Raw genomic sequence first — 11,617 nt, 5'->3', positions numbered from 1 at the left:
CAGGGGGCGACGACATGACGGGGGATGTTGTGGACAACGCAGCGGGCAGCGGAGCCGGGATCCCGGCGCATGACGCCGAGCGGGTGGCCCGGCGGGACGAGGCGGTGCGGGCGGCCGTGGAGCAAGGGCTGCTCGGGCCCGGCGCTCCGATCGTCGGCCTGCTCGACGTCACCGGCATCCGGGAGTCGGCGGCGGCACTGCGGGCGGCGTTCGACGCGGTGGTGGCGCCGGGCACGCCCGTGCTGCACGCCTTCGCGGTGAAGGCGACCCCGCTGGTGGCCGTGGTGCGGCTGCTGCGCGAGGAGGGCATCGGCGCCGAGGTGGCGAGCCCGGGTGAGCTGGCGCTGGCACGAACGGCGGGGCTGGGTCCGGAGATGACGGTCCTGGACTCGCCCGCCAAGACGCCGGCCGAGCTGCGGGAGGCGCTGGCGCTGGGCATCGCCGTCAACGCGGACAACCCGCAGGAGCTGGACCGCATCGACGCCCTGATGAGGTCGGCGGCCAGCCGCTCGCCGCTCGGGATCCGGGTGAACCCGCAGGTCGGCGGGGGTTCCATCGAGGCGACGTCCACGGCCACGGCGACGTCGAAGTTCGGGGTGGCGCTGCGCGACGAGGGGGCGCGGGAGTGGGTCGTACGGGCGTATCAGGACCGCCCGTGGCTGACGCGGCTGCATGCGCACACCGGGTCGCAGGGCATCCCGCTGTCGCTCATGGCACAGGGGGTCGCCGAGGCGTACGCGCTCGCCGAGGAGATCAACCGGCGGATCGGCCGGCGGCAGATCGACACGCTCGACATCGGCGGCGGGCTGCCGGTGAACTTCGCCTCGGACGTGACGACACCGACGTATGCGCAATACGTGCGGCTGCTGGGCGAGGCGGTGCCCGGGCTGTTCGACGGGCGGTACGGACTGGTCACCGAGTTCGGCCGGTCGCTGCTGGCCAAGCACGGGACGGTCGTGGCGCGGGTCGAGTACGCCAAGAGCGCCGGCGGGCGGCCGGTGGCGGTGACGCACGCGGGGGTGCAGGTCGCCACGCGGACGGTGTACGCGCCGGGGAGCTGGCCGCTCAGGATCGCCGCGTACGACGGCAAGGGGCACCCGAAGGAGGGACCGGCCGTGGTGCAGGACGTGGCCGGGCCGGCCTGCTTCTCCGGGGACCTGCTGGCCGAGGGGGCCGCGCTGCCGTTGCTGGAGCAGGGGGATTTCGCGGCGGCGCTGGACACGGGCGCGTACTACTTCGCGCACCACTACGCGTACAACTCCCTGGCCCGGCCCGGCATCCACGGTTTCGTGCCGGACGGGTCCGGGGGCATCGCCTTCGCGACCGTGCGCGAGCCACAGACGCTCGACGAGATCGTGGCCGAATCGGGAGGGGCGCACGCGGACTCGCTCACCACCCTGGCCACGCCGGAGCGCCGTTGACGTAGGTCAATACCCAGCAGTACGCCATATGCGATCAAGCCACGTGAAAACAGGGTCAGTTGACCCACCCTAGTCACTCGGCGCATGTTCCACTGGAAAATGCCCGAACGCTCACTCGCCGCACACACGTTGCGTAGTTTGGCGGTCACTCAGCCGGACCCCGAGGCGGGAGGGGAGCGACGGTGCCCGGAATCGACGAGTGCTTGCTGGAGACGATGCGGCTGCCAGGTGCGCGTGGTGCTGCGTTGGTCGACTGGACGAGCGGGCTGGCCCTGGGCACGGTGGGCGATCCTCCGGGCGGTGACCACGAGACGGCGGCCGCCGAGGCGGCGGAGCTGGCACGGCTGGCCGCCGAGCAGCACGCCTTCGGGCCGGAGGACGGCTCCGACGCCACGGATCCGCCCGTCGAGGACGTGATCCTCAGCAACCGGGACAGCTATCACGTGCTCCGGTTCGTGCCGACGACGTTCGACAGCAGCGTGTTCCTGTACCTGTGGCTGGCCCGCGCGGAGGGCAATCTCGCGCTGGCCCGCATCCGGCTGGGCGAGATGGCCGAACGGCTGGTGCTGTGATGACCGTGGTCACACCACCACCGCGGCTGCCGGTACGGGACCGGCAGACGGCGCACCAGCGGGCCGGCGGTGTCTCCCCGATGCTGACCCGTCTCGCGGACGAGCGGGCCACCGGCGTCCTGGACCGCGAGCACGGCACGCTCCACCTCGCCGAGGGCCGGGTGGTGCACGCCGAGAGCCCGCTCGCTCCCGGTCTCGACGAGCTCCTCACGGCCCACGGCATCCTCGGCGCCGAGGCCTGGCGGGACGCCGAGGACAGCGCCGACGAGGGTCGGCTGCTGCGGCACGGTGTCACGCCGGGGGCGCTGGAGCTGGCGCAGGTGAGCGCCCTGTACGACGCCGCGTACTTCGCGCTCGCCCCCAGCAGCACGCCCGGCCGCTTCCGCTACGGCACCGCGCACTGGCTCGCCTCCGTGCATCCCGTGCCGGTCGTCGCCGTGGAGCGCGAGACGCTGCGCCGCCGGGCCCTGCTGCTGGGCATCTGGCCCGACCCGGCGACGGACGGCGCGCCCCTGATCCGGGCCGACCCGGTCGCGGCGCCCGCGGTGCCGCCCCGGCAGGCCGCCGTACTCGCCCGGGTGGACGGCGTACGGCGGGCCACGGACATCGCCCGGGAGCTGGGCAGACCGGCGTTCCACACGCTGGTGCACATACGGCGGCTGGCCGCGGCGGGGCTCGTGGCCCCACAGCCGCCGCCCGCCGTCGAAGACCCCCCGTCCGACCCAGCCGATCCCTACATCGCGCTGCTGAAGAGGGTCAGGGATGCGCTGGAGGCCCTTTGACCGCAAACCCTTCGAGGACCGCGAGCCGCCCGGGCCGCCCGAGCCGCGGCGCCCGCCGCAGCGGTCCCGCGCCGAGAGGAGACACCTGATGGCGGCCGAGGCCCCGATACTCGACGAATTCCGCCGGCTCAGAGCCCGCGTGCCCCAGCTGACCGGAGCACTCGCGGCCGGTGTGGACGGCCTCGTCCTCGCCCACGACACCCCCGGCGTCGAACCGGACGGCCTCGCCGCCCTCACCGCCGCCGCGCTCGGCGTCGCGGTGCGGGTGACGGACGCGACCGGCCGGGGCGACTTCCGCGAACTGCTCATGCGCGGCACGGAGGGCTATGTGGCGACGTACGCCGCGGGCCGTACCGCCGTGCTGACGCTGCTCGCCCAGGACGGCGTCAACGTCGGCCGGCTGCACCTGGAGGGCCGCCGCGCGGGTGCCCGTATCGGCGAGCTCGTCGACGCGGAGGCGACTCCTGTGCGCCGCAGCCCTGCCAAGAGCGCCGCCAAGGAGCCCGCCAAACCCATGCCCACCCGCACGAGAACCGCGCGCGCCGCACGCACCAACACCAACGCGCGTACCACTACGGAGAGTTGAGAGGAACACACGTCATGGCCAACACCGAGACCACGCTGAAGGAATGCCTCGCTTCGATCGAGGGCGCGACCGGGGTCGCGCTCGTCGACTACACCAGCGGAATGGCACTGGGCACGCTGGGCGGCGGCAAGAGCTTCGACCTCAATGTCGCCGCCGCCGGCAACACCGACGTCGTCCGCGCCAAGATGCGCACGATGGAGCACCTCGGCCTGAAGGGCGGCATCGAGGACATCCTGATCACCCTCAGCGACCAGTACCACCTGATCCGGCTGATCGCCGGGCGCGGGGGCAACGGCCTCTTCCTGTACCTGGTCCTCGACGGCAAGCGCGCCAACCTGGCCATGGCCAGGCACCAGTTGAAGAAGATCGAGGAGGACCTGGAGGTCTGACCTACACGAGCGCCGCGGTGCGGCGGCGGGCCCCTCCGGGGGCCGCGTCGCCCGCGGCGACACCCGTGGTGCGGTAGCCCTTCACGGCCTTGCCCGCGGGGCGGCCGCCCCGGCCGTCGAGCCAGTCGACCCGCGCCCACAGCAGGGCCTTCTCGGCCCGCTCCAGCCGTCCGAGCCACGCGGCCTTGAGCCGCAGCCCCGCCCCGCACCCCGCGAGCAGCATCCCGCCCGCCGCCGGCACCGCGAACGCGCTGCCCAGCGCGGCGAGGAACGCCAGGATCAGCCACCAGCGGTGGCCCCGGCGCCAGTTGCGCACGGCGACCGCGCGGTCCTGGAGCACGTCATGCTTGCCGGCGCGGGTGGCCGAGCCGATCAGCGCGGTATAGCGCTTGCGGCGCGCGGACGCCACCACGACCGTCGTGACGATGAACAGCGCGGCGCCGCCCAGGACGCCGATCCTGCGGCCCGTGATGCCCGGCACCAGCACGCCGATCCCCGCCGCGAACACCCCGAGCCACCACAACGGCGCCGCCCCGGCCCGTACGACGACGGCCACCCGAGCCAGCCCCTGCCCTCCACCGCGTGCCACGTTCCGCCTCCCGTCCCAGCACTGTCCAGTAGCTGTGCGCGCACGCTAGCCAGCCAACGTGAGACGAGCCTTAAGAAGCGCTCAGGAACTCACTCGACGAACAGTCCCCGTACCGCCGCCCGCGCGTCGAACTCCTCCAGTCGCGCCTGGGCGTCCGGCAGGTCGTCGCACATCGCCTCCAGCAGGACCCGGCCCAGCAGCATCGGCGCGCAGGCCGTGTCGAAGGCGAGGCCCGTGCCGACGGCGGCGGGCAGCAACAGGTCGGAGACCTTGGCGACCGGCGCGAAGGCGGAGTCCGCGACCGTCACGACCGTCAGCCCGGCCTCCTTGGCGTAGGCCAGGGTGTCCACGACCTCGCGCGGATGCCGGGGCAGCGCGAAGCACAGCAGGGCCGTCGCGCCGGCCCGTACGGCGGCGTCGATCCGGTCGTGGATCATCGTGCCGCCCTCGTGCAGCAGCCGAACGTCCGGGTGGACCTTGGCGGCGAAGTAGGCGAAGCCGTACGCCTGGGAGGCCGCGGCCCGCAGGCCCAGCACGGGCAGGGGGCGGGAGGCCGCGAGCAGGCGTCCGGCCTTCTGCACCGGGCGCGGGTCGGCGAGCACCTCGGCGAGGTGCCGCAGGTTCTCGATCTCGGCCTCGACGGCCTGCTGGTACTCGTTGTACGAGCCCGCGTCCGCCGCCTGCTCCACGGGCGCGACCTCGCGCAGGTGCCTGCGCAGGGCGGGGTAGCCGTCGAAGCCGAGGGCGACGGCGAAACGGGTCACGGACGGCTGGCTGACCCCGGCCAGCTCGGCCAGCTCCACGCTGGACAGGAACGGCACGTCGGCGGCCCGCCGCACCATGCTGTGCGCGATGCGCCGCTGGGTCGGGGTCAGCCGGTGCCCCTCGAAGAGCGCCTGGAGACGCGCGGCGGGGCTGTCGGCCCCATGGGACGTTCCGTGGGCCGTCCCGCTCGTGGTCCTGTCCGCGCTCATGCGGCGCTCCCCCTCCAGATGTCCGTGAACCGGTCCAGCAGTGCGGCCGCCGCCGTCACGTCGTCGGTGAGCGGACGGTCGGCCAGGTCGTCGTCGAGCACCGACTCGGCGAGCTCCAGCGCCCGGCTCACGCCGAGCTCCGGTTCGGGCCGCAGACCGCGCAGCCGCAACGCCCGTACGGCGGCGACAAGTTCACAGCCGACGACGAGACGGTACGCCTCGCACGCGCGCAGTGTCTGCCGCGCGGCGAGCGAGGCGAAACTGGCCTGCTCCTCCACGCCCCGGGAGAGTACAGCGTGGCCGAGCGAAGCGGGGGCCGAGAACGCGCGCAGGTCGCCGAGGGCGGCACCGGCGGCGTACTCCAGGATCATCACGCCGGACGAGGCGGGCTCCTGGTCGGCGAGGAAGGGCTTCAGGCGGGTGTAGGCGGGCTCGTTGAGGGTCGACAGACGGGACGTCGACAGCCGCGCCACCTGGGTCAGGGCCAGCCTGAAGTGGTCCAGGGAGAGTGCGAGTTGGGCCTGGTAGAAGCCACCGTGGTGGTAGGCGGCCATGTCCTCGGGGGAGATGAGGGGGTTCTCGGCGGCCGCGTTGATCTCGACCGCCAGCACCTGCTCCAGGGCGTCGGCCGCGTCGTGCGCGGGGCCGTGGATCTGCGGCAGGCAGCGGAAGCCGTAGGGGTCCTGGAGCCTGCCCAGCGGAGGGGTGGGCCGGTCCTCGGCGCCGATGAACTCCCGCATCTCGCGGGCGACTTCGGAGCTGCCCCGGTGCGGTCGGGCGGTGTGCACGGGCGCGGCGTACGCCTCGTGGGAGCCGTCGACGGCCAGCAGTGACAGCGCTGCGACGACTTGGGTGGCGGCGACGAGCCCGCGCAGTTCGTGCAGGGCGAGGGCGGCCTGGCCGAGGGTCAGGGCGTTGCTGCTGATGAACGCGAGGGCGTCGTTGTTGTCCAGCGGCTGCGCCTCGGGGGCGCCGGGCCCCCGCCACGGATGTTCGCCGGCCAGCGCGAGGCCGGTCTGCGCGAGCGCCGCGAGGTCGCCGGTGCCGACCGAGCCGAACTCGTTCACGACCGGGTGGGCGCCGCTCTCCAGCGCCTCGCACATCGCCGTGATGACGGTGGGCCTGAGGCCCGCGCCGCCGGCCAGCAGCTGGTTGGCCCGCACGGCGAGCATGGCCCGCACCTGCCGGGCGGGCAGTTCCTCGCCGATGGCGCCGGCGTGGCTGCGCAGCAGACGCAGACCGTGTTCGGCGGCGGCCTCGGTGGGCACGTCCTCGTTCCGGTTGGCGCCCACGCCGGTGGAACGGCCGTAGACCCGCCCGGTCGCGGCGATGAGGCGGGCGGCGTCCCAGGACTCCTCCGCGCGCTTCATCGCGTCGGTCGCGGCGACCGGCCGCGCGGTCCCGTCGGCGAGGCGTACGACGTCCTCGACGCCGAGCCCGATCCCGTCGAGGACGACCAGGGCGGTGTGCCCAGAAGTCACAGCACTCGGCGCGTCCACGATCCGAGACGACATAAAGCCCAAGCTCCCCTCAATCCGGACATCGGGTCTTGCCTAGCGACCATCCGTTACTTCGGATTTACACCAACCCGTTGACAACCTATTCAGCTACCAAGAACTCTGCATGACGTTATACAGCCGGGCAAGGGACAACTCATGATCCAGTTCGACGCGGTCCACAAGCGCTTCCCCAACGGCACGACAGCAGTCCACGATCTCTCCCTGGAGATGCCGGAGGGCGGCGTCACCGTCCTGGTCGGATCCTCCGGTTGCGGCAAGACGACCACCCTGCGGATGATCAACCGGATGGTGGAGCCGACCTCCGGCACCATCCGGGTCGGCGGCAAGGACGTCACCCGGCAGGACGCCGCCGAGCTGCGCCGCTCCATCGGGTACGTCATCCAGCAGGCGGGCCTGTTCCCGCACCGCACGGTGCTCGACAACGTCGCCACCGTGCCGCTGCTGCTGGGCCACGGCCGCAGGAAGGCCCGGGCCCGCGCGGCCGAGCTGCTGGAGACCGTGGGCCTCGCCCCCGACACCGGCAGGCGCTACCCGCACCAGCTCTCCGGTGGCCAGCAGCAGCGCGTCGGCGTGGCCCGTGCGCTCGCCGCCGACCCGCCCGTGCTGCTGATGGACGAGCCGTTCGGCGCGGTCGACCCGGTGGTCCGCACCCAGCTCCAGGACGAACTTCTGCGCCTGCAGAAGGAGCTGAGCAAGACCATCGTCTTCGTCACGCACGACATCGACGAGGCCGTACGCCTCGGCGACCAGATCGCGATCTTCCGCACCGGCGGCCACCTCGTCCAGTGCGCCTCCCCCGCCGAGCTCCTCGCCCGCCCGGCCGACGACTTCGTGGCCGACTTCCTCGGCGCCGAGCGCGGCCTGAAGCTGCTGTCGCTGCGGACCCTCGCGGACGTCCCGCAGGGCCCGGCGCCGGAGGGGGGCGACTGGAGCCTCGTACGCGACGAGGCCGGCAAGCCCCTGCACTGGCGCTCGACGGACGCCGCCGAGATCCCCGTGCGGCCGCTGAAGGACTCCGACTCCCTCCTCGCGGCCCTCGACGAGTCCATCGCCTCCCCCGCCGGCCTGATCGCCCGCGTCGACGCCGACGGTGTCCTCACCGGCGTCTCGTCGCGCGACGACATCCACGAGCACGCGGGCCAGGCGCACACCGAGGCCCGCGCCCACGCGGAGACCGAGGTGGCCGCATGACCATCGACTGGTCGTGGATAGGCGACCACACCGACGACCTCACCACCCTCACCGTCTCCCACCTGCAGGCCGCGCTCACCGCCGTCCTGCTCGGCGTACTGATCTCGCTGCCCCTCGCGGTGATCGCCCACCGGGTCCGCCCCCTGCGCGGCTTCCTGCTGGGCCTGTCGAACGTGCTCTTCACGATCCCCTCGATCGCGATCTTCGTCCTGCTGCTCCCGGTCTCCGGCCTCACCCGCACCACGACCGTGATCGGCCTGACGGTCTACACCCTGGTCGTCCTGCTCCGGAACCCGGTCGAGGGCCTCGACTCGGTCCCCGTGAAGGTGAAGGAGGCCTCGAAGGCGATGGGCACGCGCCCCCTGCGCACGCTCCTCACCGTCGAGTTCCCGCTCGCGCTCCCCGTGATCATGGCCGGGGTGCGGATCGCGACGGTCATGTCCATCTCCCTGGTCTCGGTCGCGACCTACATCGGCGACGGCGGCCTCGGCCAGCTCTTCACCGACGGCTTCCAGCGCAACTTCCCCACCCCGGTGATCGCCGGAGTGGTCCTCACCCTCCTGCTGGCCGTGGTCGCGGACGCGGCCCTGGTCGCCCTGCAGTACGTCCTGACCCCGTGGCGGAGGCGGCGAGCCTGATGTACGAACTCTTCAAGAACCTCGGCGACTGGCTGGTCGGCGGCGAGCAGTGGGCCGGCTCGGACGGCATCGCGCACCGGCTCGCCGAGCATCTCCAGTACTCGCTGCTGGCCACGCTCATCGCGGCGGCCATCGGCCTCCCCCTCGGCCTGCTGATCGGCCACACCGGCAAGGGCGCCTTCGTCGCGATCAACCTCGCGTCCTTCGGCCGCGCGCTGCCGACCGTCGGCCTGGTCGTCCTGGTCTTCCTGGCCGGCGGACTGTCCATGCTCCCGGTCTACGTCGCCCTGGTCGCCCTCGCGGTCCCGGCGATCGTCACCAACACCTACGCGGGGATGACGGCCGTCGACCCGGACGTGAAGGACGCGGCGCGCGGCCAGGGCATGCGCGCCCACCAGGTCCTCCTCCAGGTGGAGCTGCCGCTCGCGCTCCCCCTGATCATGACCGGCCTGCGCCTGGCCCTGATCCAGGTCGTGGCCACGGCGACCATCGCGGCGTACGTCTCCTTCGGCGGCCTGGGCCGCTACGTCTTCGACGGCCTGGCCCAGCGCGACCTCGTGCAGGTGCTCGGCGGCGCGGTGCTGGTCGCCCTGGTCGCCGTGGCCCTGGACCTGCTGCTCTCCGGCCTCCAGCGCTTCCTCTTCCGCCACCGCACTGCCTAGGGACCACCTCGATGAACCGACGCTCGACGAACGGACGCGCGATGTACCGACGCACCCTCCTCGGCGGCCTCTTCGCAGCGGCCTCCGTCCCCGCCCTCGCCGCCTGCTCCAGCGGCATCACGTCCCTCGAAGGCCAGGGCTCCGCCGGCTCCGGCGGCGGCTCCAGCAAGGGCGGCCTCACCATCGGCACCGCCAACTTCACCGAGAACCAGGTGCTCGGATACCTGTACGCGGCCGTCCTGGAGGCGGCCGGCGTGAAGGTCACCGTCCGCCCCAACCTCGGCACCCGCGAGATCCTGATCCCCGCCCTCAAGGGCGGCGACATCGACCTGCTCCCCGAGTACCAGGGCGCCCTGCTGCACTACGTCGCCCCCAAGGCGACGGCCACGGAGGAGGGCGAGATGCAGAACGCCCTCACGATCGCCCTCCCCAGCGGCCTCCAGGTGCTGCCGTACGGCCTGGCCGAGGACTCGGACGCCTTCGCCGTCACCCGGGAGACGGCCGAGAAGTACGGCCTGACCTCCCTCGCCGACCTGAAGAAGCAGAACGGCAAGCTGGTGATCGGCGCGGCGCCCGAGGTGAAGAAGCGGGAGGTCGGTGCCGTGGGCCTCAGGGAGGTCTACGGGGTCGAGTTCAAGGAGTTCAAGTCCCTCGACTCCTCCGGTCCGCTGGTCAAGGGCGCCCTGAAGAAGGGCGACGTGGACGTGGCCAACCTCTTCACCACGGACACCGACATCCAGGCCAACGACTGGGTGGTCCTCACCGATCCCAAGAACCTCATCCCCGGCCAGCACATCGTCCCGCTCATAGCCGACCGCAAGGCCGACGCCACCGTCCGCAAGGCCCTCGCCCGCCTCGGCAACACCCTGACGACCGCCCAGCTCACGGAGCTGAACCGGCTGGTCGACAAGGACAAGAAGGATCCGGAGGACGTGGCCGACGAGTACGCCAAGGAGCACGGGCTGGTGAAGTGACGGCGCACTGCCGTACGCCCCCATCCGAACAGGGGGGCTAACCCCAGTGCGGCCCCGCCCCCCGCTGCCTACCTTGGATCCCATGACCGGAATGGACGCGCGGGACACCGAACTCAAGAAGGAACTCAACGCCACCCTGCAGGCCCGCAGGGAGCTGGGCGACGAGTACGAGTCCGCGCTGGTCGACTCATTCATGGAGAAGGTCGACCAGCGCATCGACGGGGCGGTCGAGCGCCGCATGCGGCGTCAGATGGCCGAGCAGCAGATGGTGGCGGCCCGCGGCTCGCGGTCGCCGAGGCCGACGGACTCCTTCGGCGAGCGCTTCGGCTTCGCCATCGTCTCGCTGGTCCTGGCGATCCCGCTGTCCGGGATCGGCGCGGGCGTCGCCGGCCTCCCGGGCCTGCTGGTCACCTGGGTCGGCATCGTCGGCGTCAACGTCGTCCAGGCGGCCCGCACCACCCCCGGCCTCTTCCAGGGCTGGCGCCGCAACGCCAAGAGCGAGGACCGCTGGGAGGACTGACCCTCCGCACCGGCCCACAGGCTCACGCCTGCCGGGTCGGCATGGCCATGATCTGCCGCAGGTTCACATGCCGGGGGCGGCTCGTGGCGTAGGCCACCACATCGGCGAGCTCCGCCGCCGACAGCGTGCCCATCGCCTCGACCATGCCGTCGACCTGCGCCGAGATCTCGTCGTTGTCGGTGTGGAGCCGCAGCTCGCTCTCCACGAACCCGGGCTCGATGTTGGTGACCCGTACGTCACGCGGGCCGAACTCGGTGCGCAGGCACTGGGAGAGATGGGTGATCGCGGCCTTCGTCGCCCCGTACACCGCGTAGTTGGGGAAGGCGAGGTGCGCGCCGACGGACGAGATGTTCACCAGGTCGGCGGTGCGGCCCTCGGCGGCCGCCGCCACCAGGTCGCCGGTGAACGCCCGGATGATGCGCAGCACTCCGGTCACATTGGTGTCGATCATTCGCTGCCACTCGTCGAGCCGTCCCGCCTCGACGGGGTTGCCCAGCATGACGCCGGCGTTGTTGACGACGAGGTCCACGGCCCCGTACGCCTCGTGGACCCGCTCCGCGGCCGCGGCCACGGACGCGTCGTCGGTGACGTCGGCGACGACGCCCAGCGCCGCGCCGCCGCCCGCGGTGATCTTCGCGGCGAGCTCGTCCAGCCGCTGCCCGCGCCGGGCCAGCAGCGCGACCCGCGCCCCCTGCTCGGCGAGCAGCACGGCGACGGCCTCGCCGATCCCGCTCGCCGCTCCGGTCACGACGGCGGTACGGCCGGTCAGGTTCTCGTACGACATGGGATTCCTCCAGGT

Annotated in this window: 14 protein-coding genes; 10 read left to right on the top strand and 4 right to left on the bottom strand. The window is 72.6% G+C overall.

What is annotated here, in order from left to right; translation table 11 throughout:
- Positions 1-14: 14 nt before the first annotated feature.
- From ACWGDB_RS30060 to ACWGDB_RS30040, 5 genes are all read left to right on the top strand, one after another.
- A complete protein-coding gene (locus ACWGDB_RS30060) occupies positions 15-1,421 on the top strand; it encodes a diaminopimelate decarboxylase (protein ID WP_453825299.1) in 1,407 nt (468 codons plus the stop codon).
- Positions 1,422-1,603: 182 nt separating this feature from the next.
- A complete protein-coding gene (locus ACWGDB_RS30055; RefSeq protein ID WP_383613429.1) occupies positions 1,604-1,993 on the top strand; it encodes a hypothetical protein in 390 nt (129 codons plus the stop codon).
- Positions 1,993-2,775, top strand: a complete 783-nt coding sequence (locus tag ACWGDB_RS30050) for a transcriptional regulator (protein WP_453825298.1) — start codon at positions 1,993-1,995, stop codon at positions 2,773-2,775. Before ACWGDB_RS30055 ends, ACWGDB_RS30050 begins: the two co-directional genes overlap by 1 nt.
- Positions 2,776-2,863: 88 nt before the next feature.
- A complete protein-coding gene (locus ACWGDB_RS30045) occupies positions 2,864-3,361 on the top strand; it encodes a roadblock/LC7 domain-containing protein (RefSeq protein WP_453825297.1) in 498 nt (165 codons plus the stop codon).
- A 14-nt stretch (positions 3,362-3,375) separates the two neighbouring features.
- Entirely contained in the window at positions 3,376-3,750 is a 375-nt protein-coding gene (locus tag ACWGDB_RS30040) for a roadblock/LC7 domain-containing protein (RefSeq protein ID WP_359044022.1), read from the top strand.
- A 1-nt stretch (position 3,751) separates the two neighbouring features.
- Here ACWGDB_RS30040 and ACWGDB_RS30035 read toward each other — a convergent pair whose 3' ends face one another.
- From ACWGDB_RS30035 to ACWGDB_RS30025, 3 genes are all read right to left on the bottom strand, one after another.
- Positions 3,752-4,339 carry a hypothetical protein gene (locus ACWGDB_RS30035; RefSeq protein ID WP_453825296.1) on the bottom strand — a complete coding sequence of 196 codons (588 nt, stop codon included), beginning with the start codon at positions 4,337-4,339 and terminating at the stop codon, positions 3,752-3,754.
- Between the two features lie 89 nt (positions 4,340-4,428).
- Complete coding sequence (locus ACWGDB_RS30030; protein ID WP_453825295.1) at positions 4,429-5,313, bottom strand: MurR/RpiR family transcriptional regulator; 885 nt, start codon at positions 5,311-5,313, stop codon at positions 4,429-4,431.
- Positions 5,310-6,827, bottom strand: coding sequence for an aromatic amino acid ammonia-lyase (locus tag ACWGDB_RS30025; protein WP_453825294.1), 1,518 nt, complete (start codon positions 6,825-6,827; stop codon positions 5,310-5,312). Before ACWGDB_RS30025 ends, ACWGDB_RS30030 begins: the two co-directional genes overlap by 4 nt.
- Before the next feature lie 141 nt (positions 6,828-6,968).
- Here ACWGDB_RS30025 and ACWGDB_RS30020 point away from each other — a divergent pair, with 141 nt between their 5' ends.
- The 5 genes from ACWGDB_RS30020 to ACWGDB_RS30000 all read left to right on the top strand — a co-directional run bounded on the left by ACWGDB_RS30020 (position 6,969) and on the right by ACWGDB_RS30000 (position 10,818).
- Positions 6,969-8,024 carry an ABC transporter ATP-binding protein gene (locus ACWGDB_RS30020; protein ID WP_453825293.1) on the top strand — a complete coding sequence of 352 codons (1,056 nt, stop codon included), beginning with the start codon at positions 6,969-6,971 and terminating at the stop codon, positions 8,022-8,024.
- Complete coding sequence (locus ACWGDB_RS30015; protein ID WP_453825292.1) at positions 8,021-8,662, top strand: ABC transporter permease; 642 nt, start codon at positions 8,021-8,023, stop codon at positions 8,660-8,662. Before ACWGDB_RS30020 ends, ACWGDB_RS30015 begins: the two co-directional genes overlap by 4 nt.
- Positions 8,662-9,324, top strand: a complete 663-nt coding sequence (locus ACWGDB_RS30010; protein WP_453825340.1) for an ABC transporter permease — start codon at positions 8,662-8,664, stop codon at positions 9,322-9,324. Before ACWGDB_RS30015 ends, ACWGDB_RS30010 begins: the two co-directional genes overlap by 1 nt.
- Before the next feature lie 41 nt (positions 9,325-9,365).
- Entirely contained in the window at positions 9,366-10,298 is a 933-nt protein-coding gene (locus ACWGDB_RS30005; RefSeq protein WP_453825339.1) for an ABC transporter substrate-binding protein, read from the top strand.
- 91 nt (positions 10,299-10,389) lie between these two features.
- Positions 10,390-10,818 (top strand): hypothetical protein, encoded by a 429-nt coding sequence (locus ACWGDB_RS30000; protein ID WP_453825338.1) that lies wholly within the window; start codon positions 10,390-10,392, stop codon positions 10,816-10,818.
- 22 nt (positions 10,819-10,840) lie between these two features.
- Here ACWGDB_RS30000 and ACWGDB_RS29995 read toward each other — a convergent pair whose 3' ends face one another.
- On the bottom strand, positions 10,841-11,602 hold the full coding sequence (locus ACWGDB_RS29995; RefSeq protein ID WP_453825291.1) for an SDR family oxidoreductase: 762 nt from the start codon (positions 11,600-11,602) through the stop codon (positions 10,841-10,843).
- Positions 11,603-11,617: the final 15 nt, after the last annotated feature.

The organism is Streptomyces sp. NPDC055013, from assembly GCF_053608645.1.
The sequence above is the reverse complement of the archived record's forward strand: the minus strand, read 5'-3'. Positions and strand labels throughout refer to the sequence as shown.

Excerpts from the sequence above, each read along its gene's own strand:
- ACWGDB_RS30060 (WP_453825299.1), top strand. The coding sequence starts at position 15 with ATGACGGGGGATGTTGTGGACAACGCAGCGGGCAGCGGAGCCGGGATC.
- ACWGDB_RS30050 (WP_453825298.1), top strand. The coding sequence starts at position 1,993 with ATGACCGTGGTCACACCACCACCGCGGCTGCCGGTACGGGACCGGCAG.
- ACWGDB_RS30045 (WP_453825297.1), top strand. The coding sequence starts at position 2,864 with ATGGCGGCCGAGGCCCCGATACTCGACGAATTCCGCCGGCTCAGAGCC.
- ACWGDB_RS30040 (WP_359044022.1), top strand. The coding sequence starts at position 3,376 with ATGGCCAACACCGAGACCACGCTGAAGGAATGCCTCGCTTCGATCGAG.
- ACWGDB_RS30030 (WP_453825295.1), bottom strand. The coding sequence starts at position 5,313 with ATGAGCGCGGACAGGACCACGAGCGGGACGGCCCACGGAACGTCCCAT.
- ACWGDB_RS30025 (WP_453825294.1), bottom strand. The coding sequence starts at position 6,827 with ATGTCGTCTCGGATCGTGGACGCGCCGAGTGCTGTGACTTCTGGGCAC.
- ACWGDB_RS30020 (WP_453825293.1), top strand. The coding sequence starts at position 6,969 with ATGATCCAGTTCGACGCGGTCCACAAGCGCTTCCCCAACGGCACGACA.
- ACWGDB_RS30015 (WP_453825292.1), top strand. The coding sequence starts at position 8,021 with ATGACCATCGACTGGTCGTGGATAGGCGACCACACCGACGACCTCACC.
- ACWGDB_RS30010 (WP_453825340.1), top strand. The coding sequence starts at position 8,662 with ATGTACGAACTCTTCAAGAACCTCGGCGACTGGCTGGTCGGCGGCGAG.
- ACWGDB_RS30005 (WP_453825339.1), top strand. The coding sequence starts at position 9,366 with ATGTACCGACGCACCCTCCTCGGCGGCCTCTTCGCAGCGGCCTCCGTC.
- ACWGDB_RS30000 (WP_453825338.1), top strand. The coding sequence starts at position 10,390 with ATGGACGCGCGGGACACCGAACTCAAGAAGGAACTCAACGCCACCCTG.
- ACWGDB_RS29995 (WP_453825291.1), bottom strand. The coding sequence starts at position 11,602 with ATGTCGTACGAGAACCTGACCGGCCGTACCGCCGTCGTGACCGGAGCG.